18 protein-coding genes are annotated in these 18,061 nt (G+C 67.2%); 8 read left to right on the forward strand and 10 right to left on the reverse strand.

The window, feature by feature from the left end:
• The 5 genes from AC14A7_RS07165 to AC14A7_RS07185 form a co-directional block, all read left to right on the forward strand.
• On the forward strand, nucleotides 1-456 hold a 456-nt coding region (locus tag AC14A7_RS07165), incomplete at its 5' end, for an ROK family protein (RefSeq protein WP_484007634.1).
• Nucleotides 453-1,499: a sugar ABC transporter substrate-binding protein gene (locus AC14A7_RS07170; protein WP_484007636.1), complete on the forward strand. Its 1,047-nt coding sequence runs from the start codon at nucleotides 453-455 to the stop codon at nucleotides 1,497-1,499. The genes AC14A7_RS07165 and AC14A7_RS07170, both read left to right, overlap by 4 nt.
• 8 nt (nucleotides 1,500-1,507) lie before the next feature.
• On the forward strand, nucleotides 1,508-2,320 hold the full coding sequence (locus AC14A7_RS07175; protein WP_484007638.1) for an ATP-binding cassette domain-containing protein: 813 nt from the start codon (nucleotides 1,508-1,510) through the stop codon (nucleotides 2,318-2,320).
• Nucleotides 2,317-3,534: a sugar ABC transporter permease gene (locus AC14A7_RS07180; RefSeq protein ID WP_484007640.1), complete on the forward strand. Its 1,218-nt coding sequence runs from the start codon at nucleotides 2,317-2,319 to the stop codon at nucleotides 3,532-3,534. The genes AC14A7_RS07175 and AC14A7_RS07180 overlap by 4 nt, the downstream gene beginning before the upstream one ends.
• A gap of 112 nt (nucleotides 3,535-3,646) precedes the next feature.
• Nucleotides 3,647-4,195, forward strand: coding sequence for a hypothetical protein (locus tag AC14A7_RS07185; RefSeq protein ID WP_484007642.1), 549 nt, complete (start codon nucleotides 3,647-3,649; stop codon nucleotides 4,193-4,195).
• A gap of 29 nt (nucleotides 4,196-4,224) precedes the next feature.
• Here AC14A7_RS07185 and AC14A7_RS07190 read toward each other — a convergent pair whose 3' ends face one another.
• From AC14A7_RS07190 to AC14A7_RS07205, 4 genes are all read right to left on the reverse strand, one after another.
• A complete protein-coding gene (locus AC14A7_RS07190; RefSeq protein ID WP_484007644.1) occupies nucleotides 4,225-5,133 on the reverse strand; it encodes a cyclase family protein in 909 nt (302 codons plus the stop codon).
• The gene (locus tag AC14A7_RS07195; protein WP_484007646.1) at nucleotides 5,126-6,394 is read right to left on the reverse strand and encodes an APC family permease; all 1,269 of its coding nucleotides are present in this window, start codon (nucleotides 6,392-6,394) and stop codon (nucleotides 5,126-5,128) included. The genes AC14A7_RS07190 and AC14A7_RS07195 overlap by 8 nt, the downstream gene beginning before the upstream one ends.
• Before the next feature lie 76 nt (nucleotides 6,395-6,470).
• Nucleotides 6,471-7,622: a cystathionine gamma-synthase gene (locus tag AC14A7_RS07200; RefSeq protein ID WP_484007648.1), complete on the reverse strand. Its 1,152-nt coding sequence runs from the start codon at nucleotides 7,620-7,622 to the stop codon at nucleotides 6,471-6,473.
• An 11-nt stretch (nucleotides 7,623-7,633) separates the two neighbouring features.
• A complete protein-coding gene (locus AC14A7_RS07205; protein WP_484007650.1) occupies nucleotides 7,634-8,998 on the reverse strand; it encodes a cystathionine beta-synthase in 1,365 nt (454 codons plus the stop codon).
• A 90-nt stretch (nucleotides 8,999-9,088) separates the two neighbouring features.
• Between AC14A7_RS07205 and AC14A7_RS07210 the strand changes: the two genes are divergently transcribed.
• Complete coding sequence (locus AC14A7_RS07210; protein WP_484007652.1) at nucleotides 9,089-9,766, forward strand: DUF3105 domain-containing protein; 678 nt, start codon at nucleotides 9,089-9,091, stop codon at nucleotides 9,764-9,766.
• Nucleotides 9,759-10,397: a DUF305 domain-containing protein gene (locus AC14A7_RS07215; protein WP_484007654.1), complete on the forward strand. Its 639-nt coding sequence runs from the start codon at nucleotides 9,759-9,761 to the stop codon at nucleotides 10,395-10,397. Before AC14A7_RS07210 ends, AC14A7_RS07215 begins: the two co-directional genes overlap by 8 nt.
• 35 nt (nucleotides 10,398-10,432) lie before the next feature.
• Here the strand turns inward: AC14A7_RS07215 and AC14A7_RS07220 are convergent, their stop codons facing one another.
• The 4 genes from AC14A7_RS07220 to AC14A7_RS07235 all read right to left on the reverse strand — a co-directional run bounded on the left by AC14A7_RS07220 (nucleotide 10,433) and on the right by AC14A7_RS07235 (nucleotide 15,795).
• Complete coding sequence (locus AC14A7_RS07220; protein ID WP_484007667.1) at nucleotides 10,433-12,292, reverse strand: ABC transporter ATP-binding protein; 1,860 nt, start codon at nucleotides 12,290-12,292, stop codon at nucleotides 10,433-10,435.
• Nucleotides 12,293-12,445: 153 nt separating this feature from the next.
• Nucleotides 12,446-13,411: a carbohydrate ABC transporter permease gene (locus tag AC14A7_RS07225; protein WP_484007655.1), complete on the reverse strand. Its 966-nt coding sequence runs from the start codon at nucleotides 13,409-13,411 to the stop codon at nucleotides 12,446-12,448.
• A complete protein-coding gene (locus tag AC14A7_RS07230; protein ID WP_484007657.1) occupies nucleotides 13,408-14,379 on the reverse strand; it encodes a carbohydrate ABC transporter permease in 972 nt (323 codons plus the stop codon). Before AC14A7_RS07230 ends, AC14A7_RS07225 begins: the two co-directional genes overlap by 4 nt.
• An 84-nt stretch (nucleotides 14,380-14,463) precedes the next feature.
• Nucleotides 14,464-15,795, reverse strand: a complete 1,332-nt coding sequence (locus tag AC14A7_RS07235) for an ABC transporter substrate-binding protein (protein WP_484007659.1) — start codon at nucleotides 15,793-15,795, stop codon at nucleotides 14,464-14,466.
• Between the two features lie 291 nt (nucleotides 15,796-16,086).
• Between AC14A7_RS07235 and AC14A7_RS07240 the strand changes: the two genes are divergently transcribed.
• Nucleotides 16,087-17,100 carry a LacI family DNA-binding transcriptional regulator gene (locus AC14A7_RS07240; RefSeq protein WP_484007661.1) on the forward strand — a complete coding sequence of 338 codons (1,014 nt, stop codon included), beginning with the start codon at nucleotides 16,087-16,089 and terminating at the stop codon, nucleotides 17,098-17,100.
• A gap of 79 nt (nucleotides 17,101-17,179) precedes the next feature.
• Here the strand turns inward: AC14A7_RS07240 and rplL are convergent, their stop codons facing one another.
• Together rplL and rplJ are read right to left on the reverse strand one after the other, a co-directional pair.
• Nucleotides 17,180-17,566 (reverse strand): 50S ribosomal protein L7/L12, encoded by a 387-nt coding sequence (rplL, locus tag AC14A7_RS07245; protein ID WP_484007663.1) that lies wholly within the window; start codon nucleotides 17,564-17,566, stop codon nucleotides 17,180-17,182.
• Between the two features lie 39 nt (nucleotides 17,567-17,605).
• Nucleotides 17,606-18,061 (reverse strand): 50S ribosomal protein L10 (rplJ, locus tag AC14A7_RS07250; RefSeq protein ID WP_484007665.1); only part of this gene is annotated, 456 nt, incomplete at its 5' end.

The following is an 18,061-nucleotide window of genomic DNA, read 5'->3' on the forward strand; positions in this document are numbered from 1 at the left end:
ACCGCCCCGCTCTCCCGCTCCATCCCCCCCGCCCCCCTCGACACCCTCGCCGGAGGGCCGGCCCTACTCGAGCTGTTCCGCGGCGACCCCGGCATGCAGCGCGTGCGCGACCTCCTGCTGCGTGCAGAGAGTGGCGACGCGAGCGCCAAGCGCGTCATCGCGGATGCCGGGCGCCACATCGGCATCGCCGCCGCCAGCCTGTGCAACCTCTTCGACCCGGAGCTCCTCGTCATCGGCGGAGAGCTCGCCCAGGCCGGCGAGACCCTCCTCTCCCCCATGCGGCACGCCCTCGAGCGGTCGGCGCTTGCCAGCTCCGACGGCGTGCCAGCCATCGTGCAGGCAGAGCTCGGCGACCGCGCAGAGCTCCTTGGCTGCCTCGCCCTCGCCATCGACCACGTCGGCGTCGACTCGACGCAGCAGGCCGGATCGATTCAGAGCAGCGGGCTGCGCGCGTGAGCGGCCGGCTCCTGCGTGCGGTCGTCACGATTGCGACCGCCGCCCTCGTTCTCGGCGGGTGCACCGTCGTGCCGCAGACCGGTGCCGTGAAGATCGCACTGCTGCTGCCGGAGTCGAAGACCGCCCGCTACGAGAGCTTCGACCGACCGTACTTCGAGAAGCGCATCGCAGAGCTCGGCGACTACGAGGTGCTCTACTCCAACGCCGACCAGGATGCGGCCAAGCAGCAGAGCCAGGCAGAGGCCGCTCTCGCCTCGGGCGTCGCCGTGCTCGTGCTCGACCCCGTCGACTCCGCTGCCGCCGTCAGTATCGTCACCGCCGCGAATGCGCAGGGCGTGCCCGTCGTGTCCTACGACCGGCTCGTGGCCGGGGGGCGGCTCGACTTCTACGTCTCCTTCGACAACGAGAAGGTCGGCGTGCTGCAGGGCACCGCACTCATCGACAAGCTCGACGCCGACGGAGCCGACGGAGGCATCCTTGTTCTCAACGGCTCTCCGACCGACGGCAACGCGATCCTCTTCAAGGAGGGTGCTCACAGCGTCATCGACGGCAGCGGCTACGAGATCCTCGCGGAGTTCGACACCCCCGACTGGAGCCCAGACAAGGCGCAGGAGTGGGTGGCCGGCCAGATCACCCAGTTCTCTGGCCAGATCAGCGGGGTCTACGCCGCCAACGACGGAACGGCTGGCGGGGCGATCGCTGCTCTCAAAGCGGCCAACGTCTCCCCCCTTCCCGTGGTGATCGGACAGGATGCCGAGCTCGCCGCCATCCAGCGCATCGTCGCCGGCGACCAGTACATGACCATCTACAAGGCGATGCGCGCGCAGGCGGAGCTCGCGGCCGAGGTGGCCGTCGCCCTCGCCACGGGCAAGCCGGTCTCTGGCGAGACGACGATGCAGGGCACGCCGACGACCCTGTTGCCGATCGTCGTCGTGACCATCGACAACATCCTCGACACCGTCGTGGCCGACGGGCTGTACACGGTCGAGGAGATCTGCACGCCAGAGTATGCCGACGCGTGCGAGAGGGCGGGCATCCGGTGACCGGCGACATGCCGACTCCGCGCGCGCCAGAGCAGATCCTGTCGCTGCGCGACGTGTCGAAGCGCTTCGGCGCCGTGCGAGCGCTCAGCGGCATCGACTTCGACGTGCACGCTGGCGAGGTCGTGGCGATTGTCGGCGACAACGGCGCGGGCAAGTCGACCCTGGTCAAGATCCTGTCGGGGGTGCACCCGCCCGACGGCGGAACCATCACGTTCTATGGATCCCCCACTAGCCTCGCATCGCCAACCGACGCGCGAGACCTCGGCATCGCAACCGTGTTCCAGGACCTGGCGCTCTGCGACAGCCTCGACGTGGTCAGCAACCTCTGGCTCGGGCGGGAGCTCACCCGCGGCGGCGCCCTCGACGAGGTCGAGATGGAGCAGCGCTCGTGGTCGCTGCTGCGTGAGCTTCGGGCGCGCGTGCAGTCGGTGCGGGTTCCTGTTGCCGCACTGTCGGGGGGCCAGCGGCAGACCGTCGCGATCGCCAGATCGCTCATCGGCGAGCCGAGCGTTGTCATCCTCGACGAGCCGACGGCCGCCCTCGGCGTCTCGCAGACCGCAGAAGTGCTCAACCTCATCGAGCGGCTGCGCGAACGCGGGCTCGGCGTCATCCTCATCAGCCACAACATCGCCGACGTGCTGGCCGTCGCCGACCGGATCGTCGTGCTGCGTCTCGGCCGAAACAACGGAACGTTCCGGGTGTCGGATGTCACGAGCGAGATGATCATCGCCGCCATCACCGGGGCAACAGAGCACCACCCACCGGCCGCACCGCGCCAGCGGCCGGCGATCGGCCCCGTACCGACGGAGACTGCACCGTGACAGAGACCCACCCCCAGGACGCGAGGCACGGAGGCTTCCGCGGCACCCTCGACGCCTTCGTCGAGCGGCTCCGTGGCGGCGACCTCGGGTCGCTTCCCGTGCTCACCGGCCTCGTGCTCATCGCCGTCACGTTCCAGCTGCTCAACCCCAACTTCCTGTCGCCGACCAACCTCGTGAACCTCACCATGCAGTGCGCGGCGATCGGCACGATCTCGATCGGCATCGTGCTCGTGCTGCTGGTCGGAGAGATCGACCTCTCCGTCGGCTCGGTCAGCGGGCTCGCCGCGGCGCTGCTCGCGGTTGCCTTCGTGCAGCTCGAGCTTCCCCTTCCCGTCGCCCTGCTCGCCGGCGTCGCCGCCGGCGTCGTCGCCGGCCTTGCCTACGGACTGCTCTACACCCGGTTCGGAGTGCCGGCCTTCGTGCTGACGCTCGCCGGCCTGCTCGGCTTCCTCGGCGTGCAGCTCTGGGTGCTCGGCCGCGTCGGGTCGATCAACATCCCGTTCGACTCGTGGATCGTGACGTTCGGACAGCAGCTCTTCCTTCCCGACGCCGTCGCCTACGGCATCGTCGGCCTCGTCGTGCTCGCCTACGGCTGGAGCCTCGTGAGCCAGGCGCGCCGCCGCACCGAGGCAGGACTTGCGGCGATGTCGACGAGTGTCATCGCCATCCGGGTCGGTGGGCTCCTCGCCGTGCTCGGTGTCGCCACCTGGTACCTCAACCTCGCCCGCGGCGTCGGCGCGATGTTCCTGCTCTTCGTCGTGCTCGTGACGATCATGAACCTCGCTCTCACCCGCACGCGGTGGGGCCGTGCGGTCTACGCCGTTGGCGGCAGCGTCGAGGCGGCGCGCCGTGCGGGCATCCGGGTCAACCGGGTCTACATCTCGGTGTTCGTGCTGTGCTCGACCTTCGCCGCGGTCGGCGGACTCATGGCTGCCGCACGACTCGCTGCCGCAAACCAGAGCTCTGGCGGCAGCGACACCAATCTCAACGCGATCGCCGCCGCGGTCATCGGCGGCACGAGCCTGTTCGGCGGCCGCGGCTCTGCATTCTCTGCCCTGCTCGGGGTGCTTGTCATCATGTCGATCTCGTCAGGGCTCACCCTGCTGAACCTCGACTCGTCGATTCGGTACATGGTCACCGGCTCTGTGCTCGTGCTCGCGGTGATCATCGACTCGCTCTCGCGCCGGTCACGCGCGGCGGCGGGCCGGGCATAGCGCGGCTGAGCGAATCGATGGCACCTTAACGCGGGGTCGCCGTCGAAATTTTCGCGGGATACCGTGGAACCGGAGTCAGGCCCGTACCACCACTGACCCCTGGAGGAATCACATGGTCAACGCAGACCGGGCGCGACGCGCCACCGCACTCGTCATCGCGATCGCGATCACGGCAAGCCTCTCGGCGTGCGCCAGCGAGGACTCGACCATCTCGCTCGCCGACACCAAGGCACCGACCCAGTTGCTGCGCAACGACGCCGCCACCCGAGTTCCGGCGGATGCCGTGCTCACCATCGGCGAGAAGAGCGACGGGTCAGAGGGCTGCGCCCTCGACGACGACCCCGATGGCCTGATGCGCAAGTGGCACTCGAGCATCGTGCTCGAGATCAACTCCGCGGCGGCCGCCGACGTCGAGACGATCAGCGCCGACCTCTCTGCCACCTACATCGACGAGGGCTGGGACGAGTTCCTCTCCCAGGGCACCGGCAGCTCGACCCGCACGCTCAAGAAGGACGGCTCCCGCTCGCAGCTCATCCTGACCACGACGAGCGACCCCGACGGCGACGGGCTCGGCGCGACCATCGCGATCGACGTGCTCGGCCAGTGCGTCAAGACCGGCGGCCCCGACTCCGACGAGGTCGTGCAGCTCGGCACCCGCTAGCCCCCGGCGAGCTCGATGAGCTGGCCCGGCTAGGGCAGGCGCGCGAAGGCCCTGACCGGGAAGGTTCCGAAGCCCTCCACCTTGGGCGGCACGACGGTCACGAGCGCGCCGCTCGGCGGCAGCTCTGCGAGGTTGGTCAGGTGCTCGACCACATGGATGCCCGCTGCGAGCAGCCCCGAGTGCGCCGGCCGCTCCCCACCGCTCTCGGTATCGTCGATGTTGAGCGAGTCGATGCCGACCATCGTGACGCCCTGCCCAACGAGGTAGTCCGTGCCCTCACGGGTGAGGAACGGCGCGTTGCTCGCGTAGGCGGGCGTGCCGAAGTGCGCATCCCACCCCGTGTGCAGCATGACGGCCTTGCCCGCGACATCCCTGTCCCAGAAGACGCTGGCCGGGATGCCCCGCTCGAGCGAGTCCTGCAGGTGGAAGACCTCCGCTGGCTGGTCGACGAGAGTGGCTAGCTCAAGGCCGGCGAGGTCGGTTCCGCCCTCGTAGCGGTGGAAGGGGCTGTCGATGTAGGTTCCGGTGTTGCCGATCATGGTGATGACGTCCATGGCGAACTGCGTGCCGGGTGCGTACTTCGCGATCGACTGCTCGCGGGTGAGGTGCGGCGAGATGACCGGTGCCGGCAGACCGGGGTAGGTGACAAGGCCGGCCCGGATGACGTGGCTGAGGTCGACGAGGCGACCGCGGGTCGATCTCGTCGTCGCCTCGATGCCCCGCGACCCCCGGTGCGCCTCCTCGACCACCGACAGGTTCGTCAGCTCGACCTTCGACACGAGCGCGAGGCCGAGGTGCTGCACGAGCAACGGCGCGACATCGGCGTCACGCGATGGCAGGTCGAGCCGGAAGCCGCTGGCCGTCAGGTCGCCACCGTTGGCGAACTCGATCCTGGCGTCGAAGTGGGCACGGTACTGGGGTTCAGGAGACTCAGACACGGGATTTCACTGCTTTCACGATGAGGGCGACGACGACGAAGGCAAGGGGAACGATGAGGGCGGCACCGGCGAGCACGAGCAGCCCCGCGATGAGCACGCAGCTGGCCACGGCGAACCACCAGCCGATGCTGAAGCGCTCGAGGAGGCGAAGGGCGGCGACCATGCCGAGGGCGTAGACGCAGACCATGCATGCCGTGTTGATGAGGATGAAGGGGGTCAGGTCGAACCCCGTGAGAGCGACCGCGGCGACGTAGAACGCGACGACCAGAGCATTGAGGCCGAGGCTGCGGCGTGGCACTCCCCCGGCCTCTGCACCACGGGCGAACCAGCGCGGGAGGTCGCCGTCGCGCCCGAGCGAGGCGCCGAGCTTCGCCAGCGCGCCCGTGTAGGTGTTGAGCACCCCGAGGGTCACCACGAGGGCGATGGCCGCGACGATCCCGGGGCCGATAGCCGAGCCCCCCAGACCGACGAGGGTGAGCAGCGGCACCTCCGTCTCGCCGGCACGCGACCCGAGGGCCGCGATGGTGATGAGCTGGAGGCCGACGTAGCCGACGCCGACGGCGACGATCGCGATCGCCGTCGCAAGCGGGATGGTGCGGCGGGGGTTTCGGAACTCCGCGGCGATGTGGGTCACCGCCTCCCATCCGGAGAAGGCCCAGACCAGCAGCGAGATCGCCACCCCGACTCCCGCCCACCCGTGCGGAAGCAGCGGCTCGAAGTTCGCCGCGTCGGCCGAGGGCAGCGCGAGGGCGATCACGAGCACGATGATCACGACGAGCAGGCCGGTGAGCACCAGCTGCACCCGGCCGGATACCGAGAAACCCCAGAAGTTGGAGACGAACGGAAGCGAGAGCACCGTGAGCGCGATGACGATGACCATGACCTCGCCGCCGCCGAAGATCGCGGCGAGGTAGCGACCGGCGAGGATGCCGACGACGGGGGCGCCGATGACGACGCCGAAGAAGAAGAGGTAGCCCGCGATGCGCGCCGCCGTATCGCCGAGCGCCATGCGCACGTAGGTCGCGACCCCACCAGAGTCGGGAAACCGCGAGGCGAGCGCGGCGAAGGTGCCCGCGAGCGGAACGGAGAGGATGAGCACCGCGACGACCGCGAGCACCGATCCGGCACCAGCCGCCTTGGCTGCCAGCGCCGGCAGCACCAGGATGCCGGTGCCGAGCACCGCCGCGATGTAGAGGGCAGAAGCCTGAAGCAGGCCAAGACGCCCCTCGTGGATTACGGTCGGCGTCGCTGTCTCAGTCACGAACCCATTCTGTCGCTGGCCTCCGACCTCGAGGCGCTTCCGCTCTGCCAGCACTCGGCGAGAAGGCGCCAGAGATTCAGATGCGGTCGAGCGCCTCGAGCACGTCTGCCGTCAGGTCGGCGACATCCTCGATACCGACCGAGAGCCGCACGACGGAGTCGGGCACCTCGAGAGCGGTGCCGCGCACAGAGGCGTGGGTCATCTCCGACGGGTAGCACATGAGCGACTCGACGCCGCCGAGCGACTCCGCCAGCTGGAACAGCTTCGTCGACTCCGCGAACTTTCGCGCCTCGGCACCGGAGTGCAGCTTGAGCGAGAGCATGCCGCCGAAGTGCTTCATCTGCCGGGCGGCGAGCTCGTGGCCCGGGTGGTCTGGCAGGCCGGGGTAGTAGACGGTGTCGATCTTCGCGTGGCCCACCAGGGTCTCGGCAATCGACTGCGCGTTCGAGGAGTGCCGGTCGAGCCGCACACCGAGCGTCTTGATTCCGCGCACGGTCAGCCAGGCGTCGAAGGGGCCGGAGACGGCACCGACGCCGAATTGAAGGAAGCCGACCTTCTCGGCGAGCGCCTCATCCTTCACGATGACCGCACCGCCGAGAACGTCGCTGTGCCCGCCGAGGTACTTCGTTGTCGAGTGCACGACGACGTCGGCTCCGAGCGAGAGCGGCTGCTGCAGGTACGGCGAGGCGAAGGTGTTGTCGACGACGACCGTGATGCCCATCGAGTGGCCGAGCTCTGCGAGTGCCGCGATGTCGCTGATCTTCATGAGCGGGTTGCTCGGCGTCTCGACCCACAGCACCTTGGTTGCATCGGGCCGGATGGCGTGGCGCACCGCATCGATGTCGCTGAAGTCGGCCGTCGAGAGCGATACACCCCACGGCACGAAGACCCGGTTGACGAGGCGGTGGGTTCCGCCGTAGACGTCGTTGCCCATGAGGATGTGGTCGCCGGGGGCGAGCAGGGCACGCAGCACCGCGTCCTCAGCCGAGAGGCCGGAGGCGAAGCTGAAGGCTTTCGTGCCGCCTTCGAGCGAGGCGAGCAGCTCCTGCAGGGAGTCGCGGGTTGGGTTGCCGCCGCGCGCGTACTCGTAGCCGTTGCGGAACCCGCCGATGCCGTCCTGCACGAAGGTCGTCGTCAGGTAGACGGGCGGTACGACAGCACCGGTGGTCGGGTCGAAGGCCTGGCCCGCGGTGATGGCACGGGTGTCGAAGCCGAAGTTCTCTGGCACGGTGGTCGTTTCTACTCGGAGAGGTACGTCAGGAGGTCCTGACGCGTGAGCACAGCGGCCGGCTTGCCGTCATGGATGACGAGCAGGGCGTCCGCGTCGGTCAGGGCGGCGCGCGCTGCAGCGACCGACTCGTGCATACCGATCAAACCGAGGGGAGGGCCGACGAATTCCTTGAGCGGGTCGCTGAGCTTGGCGCGACCGCTGAACACGGCGTCGACGAGGCTCTTCTCGTCGATCGACCCGACAACCTCGCCCATGACGACGGGCGGCTCTGCCGTGAGCACCGGCATCTGCGACACGTCGAAGGTGCGCAGCTTGTCGATGGTGTGGCGAACGGTGTCGGTGGGATGCACGTGCACGAGGTCGGGCAGCGAGTCGTCCTTGGTGCCGACGAGGTCGGCGACCGTCTTCTCCTCGTTGAGCTGCGTGAATCCGTAGGACTGCATCCACTTCTCGTTGAAGATCTTGCCGAGGTAGCCGCGGCCGCCGTCGGGCAGCAGCACGACGACGACGTCGTCCTCGGTGAGGTGCTCTGCAGCCTTGAGGGCTGCGGCAACGGCGAGACCGCTCGAGCCGCCGACCAGCAGACCCTCTTCGCGGGCGAGGCGACGGGTGATCTCGAAGGACTCCGCATCGGATGCCGCGATGATCTCGTCGACGACAGAGCCGTCGTAGGCGCTCGGCCAGAAGTCCTCGCCGACGCCCTCGACGAGGTACGGGCGGCCCGTGCCGCCGGAGTACACCGAGCCCTCAGGATCGGCGCCGATGATCGTGACCGCGCCGGCCGACACCTCTTTGAGGTACTTGCCGACACCGCTGATGGTGCCGCCGGTGCCGACACCGGCGACGAAGTGCGTGACCTTGCCCTCGGTGTCGCGCCAGATCTCTGGGCCGGTCGTCTCGTAGTGGCTGAGCGGGCCGTTGATGTTGGAGTACTGGTCTGGCTTGAATGCGCCGGGAATCTCGCGTGCGAGCCGGTCGCTCACCGAGTAGTACGAGTCGGGGCTCTCTGGAGCCACGGATGTCGGCGTCACGACGACCTCCGCACCGTAGGCGAGCAGCACGTTGCGCTTCTCCTCCCCGACCTTGTCTGGCAGCACGAAGACGCAGCGGTAGCCGCGCTGCTGGGCGACAAGGGCGAGGCCGATGCCGGTGTTGCCGCTGGTCGGCTCGACGATGGTGCCGCCGGGGGCGAGCTTGCCCTCTCGCTCTGCCGCATCGATGATGCGGGCGGCGATGCGGTCTTTCGACGAGCCGCCGGGGTTGAGGTACTCGACCTTGACCAGGATCGTCGGCTTGAGGCCCGTGGTGAGGCTCGACAGCTTGACCAGCGGGGTGTTGCCGATCAGGTCGGTGACGGAGTTGGCGTACTTCATGGTGCGCTCAATCTACCAGCGGCGGTTTTGAGGTTACGGGTAGCGGGATCATGGCAAACTCGACGTACACCTCGAGAAAGCGACACAGCAATGGCGAACGGCTCTCAGCGCTCCGGCGCCACGATCAAGCAGGAGCGCGAAGCGCAGCGTTCAGAGAAGGTCGAGGCCTTCAAGAAGCAGCGTGCGAGGGAGAAGCGCAATCGCCGCATCGGGCTCATCATTGGAATCGTCGCCGGTCTTGCCGTTGTCGCCCTGCTGATCACCGCCATCGTCGTAGCCAACAAGCCGAAGGTCGACCCCGACAGCATCTCGATCGAGGGGCTGGAGAAGTTCCCCGGCCTCACCAGCAACCACGTCGACACCACGGTCGACTACGAGGGTCTCTACGGAATGACTCCGCCCGCCGGAGGAGACCACAGCGGCGTCTGGCTCAACTGCGGCGTCTACGACCAGCCGGTGCCCAACGAGCGTGCCGTGCACGCCCTCGAGCACGGCGCCGTCTGGGTGACCTACGACCCCGACGCCGTCTCTGGAACCGATCTCGACGTGCTGCGCGACAAGCTCCCGTCGACCTACATCGTGCTCTCGCCGTTCGACGGCCTCCCCTCCCCCGTCGTCGCTTCCGCCTGGGGCAACCAGGTCGAGCTCGATGGCGTGAACGACGAGCGCCTCGGCCAGTTCATCGACAAGTTCTGGAAGGCCGGCGACGCCCCGGAGATCGGTGCTCCGTGCTCCGGCCAGCCCGAGGCGCCTGGTCTCGTTGGCTAGCACCCGCACCATCGTCGCGGGCGTGCTCGCGGTGCTGCTCGTCGGGGTCGGGGCGTTCTCTGCCGGGCGGCTGACGTCTGGCGTCGAGGCGACCCCGTCGTCCACGAGCGCTGCCGCTGGTTTCGCCCGCGACATGCAAGTGCACCACGACCAGGGTGTCGAGCTCGCCATGCTCATCCGCGACCGCACCGACGACCAAGAGCTGCGCTCCCTCGCCTACGACATCGCTATCACGCAGGCCAACCAGTCTGGCCAGATGCTCGGCTGGCTCACCGTGTGGAACCTTCCGCAGGCATCGCCAGAGCCATCGATGACGTGGATGTCGCGGCCTCCCCTCAGCGGAGCAACCGACCACCACGGCAACGCCGGCACCGCCCACTCCGCCGGTGAGCCGATGCCCGGCCTCGCAACCCCGGAGCAGATGCAGTCGCTGCGCGACGCCTCTGGCGTGGACGCCGAGCGCATCTTCCTCGAGCTGATGATCGCCCACCACCATGGCGCGGTCGAGATGGGCGACGCCGTGCTCACCCGCACCGACGTCTCGGTCGTGCGAAGCTTCGCCACCGGCATGATCGTGGCGCAGGAGTCGGAGATCGGGTATATGGAGGAGCTGCTGGCGGCGCGCTCGTAGCCGCACGTCGCGTCTGCGCCGTGCGCCTCAGCCACCTACGCCCCAGCCACCTGCTGCTCATACAGCGCCGCATACTCTCCACCGAGCGCGAGCAGCTCTGCATGCGTCCCGCTCTCCACGATCTGCCCGGCGTCGACGACGAAGATGACGTCGGCGGAGAGCACCGTCGACAGACGGTGGGCGATAGCGATGGTGGTGCGGCCGCGGGAGGCGGTGTCGAGGGCCTCCTGCACGACGTGCTCTGAGATGGAGTCGAGCGAGCTCGTTGCCTCGTCGAGGATGAGCACCGCTGGATCCTTCAGCAGCACGCGGGCGATGGCGATGCGCTGCTTCTCTCCACCCGAGAGGCGGTAGCCGCGCTCGCCCACGACGGTGTCGTAGCCGTCGGGGAACGAGACGATCGTCGCGTGGATGTTGGCGGCCGTCGCGGCGGCGACCAGCTCATCCTGCGTCGCATCTGGTTTCGCGTAGCGCAGGTTGTCGCCGATCGTGGCGTGGAAGAGATAGGTCTCCTGGCTGACGATGCCGATGTTGCGCACAAGGGAGTCGTGCTCGAGGTCGCGCACGTCGGTGCCGGCGAACATCACCCTGCCCGATGACACATCGTGCAGGCGGGGAATGAGGTACGACACCGTCGTCTTGCCCGCTCCCGACGGACCGACGAAGGCCGCGTACTGCCCTGGGCGAATCTCGAACGAGACACCGCGCAGCGTCGCGGGGGTGTCGGGGCCTGCGTCGGGGTAGCGGAACACCACGTCGTCGAAGGTCACCCGGCCGAGGTCTGACTCGTCGACGAGCGCGGCGTCTGGCTTGTCGACGATCGCCGGCTTGAGGTCGAGGTACTCGAAGATGCGGGCGAACAGCGCACCGGATGTCTGCAGGTCGAGCGCGACCCGCAAGAGCCCCATGAGCGGGAAGGTCAGTCGCGCCTGCACCGTCGTGAAGGCCACGATCGTGCCGGCGGTCACCGGCACATCCCGCGTGATCAGCCACGCCGCAGCGAGGTAGATGACCGCGGGGATCACCGAGAGGAAGATGTTGACGATCGCGAAGAACCACTGCCCGCTCATCTGCTGGCGCACCTGCAGGCCGATCTGGTTCTCGTTCTCTGCCGTGTAGCGCGCGGTCTCTGCCCGCTGCTGCGTGAAGCTCTTGGCGAGCAGGATGCCGCTCACGCTCAGCGCCTCCTGCGTGATCGCGGTCATCTCGCTCAGCGACTCCTGCGTCTTCGTCGCGATGCGTGCACGCACCTGGCCGACGCGGCGCTGCGCGATGACGAGCGCCGGCAGCAGCACGATCGCGACGAGGGTGAGCTGCCAGCTGAGCACGAGCATGCTGACGAGCGCGGCGATCACCGTGACGGTGTTGCCGATGACGCTTGAGATGGTGTTGCTGAGCACGCCGGCCACGCCGCCGACGTCGTTCTGCAGGCGGGACTGGATGACGCCCGTGCGCGTGCGCGTGAAGAACGCCAGTTCCATGGACTGCAGATGGCCGAACAGCCGAACCCGCAGCGCGCCCATGACCTTGTTGCCGACCGTCGCGGTCAGCCAGGTCTGCCAGACGCCGAGGCCTGCGGAGGCGATCCACAGCAACACCATGAAGGCGACGAGCTCGAACAGCACCGGCACGTTGGGAGTGCCGCTCGGCGGGAAGAGCCCCTCGTCGAACGCGGCGCGCGTAAGAAGTGGCGGGATAACGCTGAGCCCAGCCGCGATCAGCACGAGCACAATCGTGACCGTCAGGGCGCGCTTGTGCGGCGAGAAGAGGGACCCGATGCGGGAGAGCAGGTCGGGGATCTTCGGCGCCTCGGCGTTCGCCGCCTTCTGGGCCTCGACATCCCCGCGTGAAATACGGCCGCCGCCGACCCCTCGCGGGCCACCGCCGCCGTGCATGCTCATTGGTTCAGGGTATCCGCTGGTTGAGGAGCGCCGCAGGCGCGCGTATCTGCGGGTTGAGTAGGACGCCGCAGGCGACCGTATCGAAACCGGCTAGTGCAACCTGGTTTCGATACGCGCGCTTCGCGTGCTACTCAACCCGCAGACGCGCTACCCCTTCGTCGAGCCAGCCAGCAGCCCGCGCACGAAGTAGCGCTGCAGCGAGAAGAACACGATGAGCGGAACCACGAGCGACACGAACGCGGCAGCCGTGAGTCGCTGCCACTCCTGCCCGCGACTACCCGTGAGCTCGGCGAGCCGCTGCGTGAGCGGCGCCGCCTCCGACGTGCCTCCAGAGAAGATGAGGGCGACGAGGAGGTCGTTCCATACCCAGAGGAACTGGAAGATCGCGAACGACGCGAGCGCGGGAAGAGCGAGCGGGATGATGATCTGCAGGAACACCTGCCCATGGCTCGCCCCATCGACACGCGCCGCCTCGATCACCTCGCCGGGGATCTCGCTGATGAAGTTGTGCAGCAGGAAGATGGCGAGTGGCAGCGCGAAGATCGTGTGCGCGATCCAGATCTGCAGGTAGTTGCTCGTCGGAATGTTGAGCGCGTCTCCTATCGACTCCTGGAACGGCTGCAGCACCCCGGAGAAGATCTGCAGCAACGGAATGAGGGCGAGCTGCAGCGGAACGATCTGCAGCGCGAAGATGAAGACGAACAACGCGCCGCTGCCCCTGAACTTGATCCACGCGAAAGCGTAGGCCGCCATCGACGCGAGCACGAGGGGGAACAGCGTCGCCGGGATCGCGATCGCCAACGAGTTGACGAAGTACTCGCCCAGCTGCGGCGACGAGGCTGAGGCCGAGAACAGCACCTCGCGGTAGTTGTCGAGGGTGAAGCCGGGATTGGCGAAGATCGTCCACCATCCGTTGGACTTGATCTCCTCCTCCGGTCGGAACGACGAGATGAAGAGGCCGAAGGTCGGCAGCGTCCAGAGCACCGCGATGATGAGCGAGACGATCGTCGCCCCGCGCGAGGTGAGGCGCCTCTTGACGCGGTGCGCCTTCGACGGATGGCCGGGCCGCGCCACATCGGTGTCGATCGGTGCGACTACAGGGGTCGAGGTCATCGGATCTCCTTCTGCTTGCGCAGCACCTGCACGTTGTAGATGACAATGGGCAACACGAGCGCGAACAGCACGAGGGCGAGCGCCGCACCGCGTCCTGGCTCGTTCGCCCGGAAGGCCTGGGTGTACATCTCGTTGGCGATGACGCTGGTGTCGAAGTTGCCAGCCGTCATCGTTCTCACGATGTCGAACACCTTGAGCGTCGCGATAGAGATCGTCGTGACGACCACGACAAGCGAGCTGCGGATGCCGGGCAGCGTCACATTGGCGAATCGCTGCCAGGCGTTGGTGCCGTCGAGCTGCGCTGCCTCCACCTGCTCGGTGGGGATGCCCTTGATCGAGGCGGACAGCACGACCATCGCGAACCCGGTCTGGATCCAGATCATCACGATGATGAGAAGGAACGTGTTGACCGGCTCGGTCTGCAGCCACTTGACCGGCTCGCCGCCGAACCAGACGACGATCTGGTTGAGCAGGCCGATCTGCTCGCGGTCGGCGCCGCGGTAGTCGTAGAGGAAGCGCCAGATGATTCCGGCGCCGACGAAGGAGATTGCCATCGGCATGAAGACGAGGGCTTTGAAGATGCGCTCTCCTCTGGACTTGTCGATGAAGACCGCGTAGGCAAGGCCGACGGCCGTCGAGATCAAGGGCACGCAGACCACCCAGATGATCGTGTTGGTCACCACGCGCACAGCGTCGGGCTGCGTGAAGATCCAGGCGAAGTTGTCGAGGCCGATGAGATCGCCGGCCTTGTTGCTGAAGGCGAGGATGCTTGTTCTGATCGCGGGGTAGATGAGGCCGATGGCAAGGAGGATGAGCGCCGGCGCGAGGAACACGACCAGCTGAACGACATCCTTCGCCCTCTTCGGCGCCTTGTCTGCAAGGAACAGGATCAGGCCGATGACGGCCGCGAAGACCGCGAGCCCGAGCCCTACCTGGACGATCTTCTCTATAAAGTCGGCAGTTCTCACTGCTGTGCCCTTTCGTCGGCGGTGACGGGAGTGGGTGCGCAAGGGCGGGGCCGCGAACGACCCCGCCCTCACATGGAGTGGATGCTACGGAGCGGGCCAGCTCGCCTCGATCTTGTCGGCGACGGACTGGCTTGACTCACCGCCGATCCAGTCGACGATTCCCTTGAAGAACGAGTTGCCGCCGACGGCTCCTGGCATCAGGTCAGATGCGTCGAAGCGGTAGGTCGTCTCCTTGTTCTGCAGGATCTCGATGCTCTGCTCGAGCAGTGCGCTCGAGGCGAGGCTCGCGTCCAGTCCGCTGTTGGCGCTGATCACGCCGCCGAGCTCGACACGGTTGTTGGCCCAGGTGTCACTCGAGAGGTACGCCTGGAAGGCCTGAACGGCCTCCGAGTCGGAGAAGGCTCCGACGATCTCTCCACCACCGGTGACGGCGAGCGGGGAGTCGGCCTCGACGGGCGGGAGGATGAACGCGAAGACGTCGCCGTCAGGCGCAACCTCTACTCCGTCGCCCCAGAAGCCCTCGTAGAACGAGGCCTGGTGGTGCAGCGAGCACTGTCCGTCGAGGATCGGCAGGCCGCCCTCGCCGAACGGTACGGAGAGCCCAGCGGTCACGTCACCGATCATGTCCTCGTTCTTGAGGATGTCGCCGACCGAGTCGAATGCCTCGACGATGCGCGGGTCGTTGAACGGGATCTCGTGCTTGTACCACTGGTCGTAGACCTCAGGGCCCTGCTCACGCAGCACGTAGTCCTCGATCCAGTCGGTGACCGGCCAGCCGGTTGCGGCATCCGATGCGTAGCCAGCGCACCACGGCTTGTGGTCGCCCTCTGCCGCGATCGTGTCGGCGAGGTCGTTCAGCTCGTCGAGCGTCTTCGGGATCTCGTAGCCCTTCTCCTCGAACTCCGCCGGGGAGTACCAGACGTAGCCCTTGATGCTGGCCATGAGCGGAGCACCGTAGAAGGTGCCGTCAATGGTTCCGTAAGCCTTCCAGTCCTCCGACCAGAACTCGTCGACGTTGTCCTCGACGGCTGCCGGTGCCGGCTTGAAGTAGCCGCTCGTTGCGAGGTCGGCGAAGAGGCCGGGCTGCGGGAAGATGCCGAGGTCTGGCGGGTTGCCGCCCTCAGCGAGCTGGCGGATGTTCGCCTCGAACTCCTGGGTGCCCTGGTAGTCGATCTGCATGCCAGTGCACGACGCGAAGTCTGACCACGACTCGACGAGTCGGTCGGCCTCCACCTCGACGATGGTGCCGGAGATCGTGACCTCCTCACCGTCGAAGTTGCCGTAGTCGGCATAGGTGTCGCAGTTGGCGTCTGACGGCCCCGGCTCTGCGTCGCCGACGCAGCCGCTGAGAGTCAGACCGATCGCCGTGGCCGTCGCGACCGTGATGATGATTCTTCGATTCAATCGTGGGAGCATGTCCCCTCCTCGTTGAGGTCGTCCCCCGCCGAACGCTGCCCGGCAGGAATGTGATTGGTGCGGACCCGGTCGTCGCGCGGGGTTTCCCCGAAAACGGGAACCGGTTCCACACCCCAAGCTAAGCCCCGTTCGGGGGGAGGTCAAGAACCCAAACTCTCGGCATTCCGTAAGTTTTGCGTAGCGGGCAATTCGAGTACCCTGCGACTCCCCGTCGGACCGCTCGCCTCCGGAGGTATATTGTGGAACCGTTCCCAGATATTTCCCCGTGCTGACCCAATGGAGGGATGAGGCGTGAGCGGAATCGCCGACGTCGCCAGGGCCGCTGGCGTATCGAAGTCGACCGTGTCGCGCGCCCTCAGTGGCAGCGGCTACGTGTCGGAGGAGACGCGAACGCGCGTCGTGGAGGCCGCAGCAGCGCTGGGCTTCGTCGCCTCGAGCAATGCCGCGAGCCTCGTGACGGGGCGCACGAAGAATGTCGGCCTCGTCATCCCGTTCGTCAACCGCTGGTACTTCGGCGAGGTGCTCGAGGGCATCGAGGGCGCCCTCATGGACGCGGGCTACGACCTCGCGCTCTACCGCCTTCGCGACAGCGAGGAGCACCGCCGCCGCGTGTTCGACTACTTCCTGGTGCGAAAGCGCGTGGATGCCGTCATCTCGGTCGGCATAGCCCTCAACGCCCACGAGGTCGAGCTGCTGCAGAACCTGCGCAAGCCCATCGTCGGCGTCGGGGGTGCCATCCCCGGCATCCCGACACTCAGTGTCGACGATGATGCGTGTGCCCGGCTCGCAACCCGCCACCTGCTCGGCCTCGGGCACACCCGCATCGTGCACCTCGGCGGCAGCCTCGACCGCCAGATGGACTTCACGGTGCACGCCAAGCGGCTCGACGGCTTTCTCGGGGCGCTCGGCGACGCCGGGCTGCCGACCGAGGGGGCCTTCTATCCGACGGACTTCACGATGGAGGGCGGCTACTCCGCCGCCCTGCACGTGCTCGCCGACCCGCTCACCCGCCCGACGGCCATCGTCGCCGGGTGCGACGAGATCGCGTTCGGCGCGATCATCGCGGCGCGGCAGCTCGGCATCGCCGTTCCGGCATCCCTCTCAGTCATCGGAATCGACGGACACGACCACGCGGAGATGTTCGGCCTGACCACGCTTCGCCAGGAGCCCGCGGCCCAGGGCGCCCGTGCGGTCGAGCTCGTCATGCAGCAGCTGCTCGACCCGCTCGCGCAGGTCGCCCCGCAGCACGAGATCGTCGAGGTCCGCCTCGACATGCGCTCGAGCACGACCGCTCCCCCGGCCTGACGCTTTTCGACTGCCCCGACGCAGAACGGCCCGCCCCACCGAAGTGGAACGGGCCGTTCGAAACGCGTGAGTAGGTGAACTACTTGAGCGTGATGGTTGCGCCAGCCTCTTCGAGCTGAGCCTTTGCCTTGTCGGCGGTCTCCTTGTTGACACCCTCGAGCACGGTGCTCGGTGCGCCATCAACGACGGCCTTGGCCTCGCCGAGGCCGAGGTTCGTGAGTGCACGGACCTCCTTGATGACCTGGATCTTCTTGTCGCCAGCAGCCTCGAGGACGACGTCGAAGGAGTCCTTCTCCTCAACCTCTTCGGCCGGGGCAGCAGCGCCGCCGCCAGCAGCCGCAACGGCGACTGGTGCAGCAGCGGTGACCTCGAAGACCTCTTCGAACTTCTTGACGAAGTCGGAGAGCTCGATGAGGGTGAGCTCCTTGAATGTCTCGATGAGCTGGTCGCTCGTGAGCTTTGCCATGTTTATCTCCTAGTGTTTCTTGAGTTCTCTAACCGGGCTTTACGCCGCGGTGTCCTGCTTCTCGCGCAACGCGTCGACGGTGCGAACCGCCTGCGCGAGGGGCGCGTTGAACATGTAAGCGGCTCCGAACAGCGAGGCCTTGAAGGCGCCGGCAAGCTTGCCGAGCAGAACTTCGCGGGACTCGAGGTCGGCGAGCTGCCGTACCTCTTCCTCAGAGAGCGGGTTACCGTCGAAGTAACCGCTCTTCACGACGAGGAGAGGGTTTGCCTTGGCAAAATCACGCAGCGCCTTCGCGACGGCGACAGTGTCTCCGTGCACGAATGCGATCGCGGACGGACCAGCAAGCTGGTCGTCGAACGAGCTGATGCCAGCTGCGTTCGCCGCGATCTTGGTGAGCGTGTTCTTGACGACGGCGTAGGTCGCGTGCTCGCTGATTGACTGGCGCAGGCTCTTGAGCTGCGCCACAGTGAGACCGCGGTACTCGGTCAGCAGAAC

It is taken from the genome of Conyzicola sp. (assembly GCF_057073975.1).

Bases quoted from the DNA above. Each gene is read 5' to 3' on its own strand.
- AC14A7_RS07175 (WP_484007638.1), top strand. From the start codon at position 1,508: ATGCCGACTCCGCGCGCGCCAGAGCAGATCCTGTCGCTGCGCGACGTG.
- AC14A7_RS07225 (WP_484007655.1), bottom strand. From the start codon at position 13,411: ATGACCTCGACCCCTGTAGTCGCACCGATCGACACCGATGTGGCGCGG.
- AC14A7_RS07205 (WP_484007650.1), bottom strand. From the start codon at position 8,998: ATGAAGTACGCCAACTCCGTCACCGACCTGATCGGCAACACCCCGCTG.
- rplL (WP_484007663.1), bottom strand. From the start codon at position 17,566: ATGGCAAAGCTCACGAGCGACCAGCTCATCGAGACATTCAAGGAGCTC.
- AC14A7_RS07235 (WP_484007659.1), bottom strand. From the start codon at position 15,795: ATGCTCCCACGATTGAATCGAAGAATCATCATCACGGTCGCGACGGCC.
- AC14A7_RS07210 (WP_484007652.1), top strand. From the start codon at position 9,089: ATGGCGAACGGCTCTCAGCGCTCCGGCGCCACGATCAAGCAGGAGCGC.
- AC14A7_RS07220 (WP_484007667.1), bottom strand. From the start codon at position 12,292: ATGCACGGCGGCGGTGGCCCGCGAGGGGTCGGCGGCGGCCGTATTTCA.
- AC14A7_RS07185 (WP_484007642.1), top strand. From the start codon at position 3,647: ATGGTCAACGCAGACCGGGCGCGACGCGCCACCGCACTCGTCATCGCG.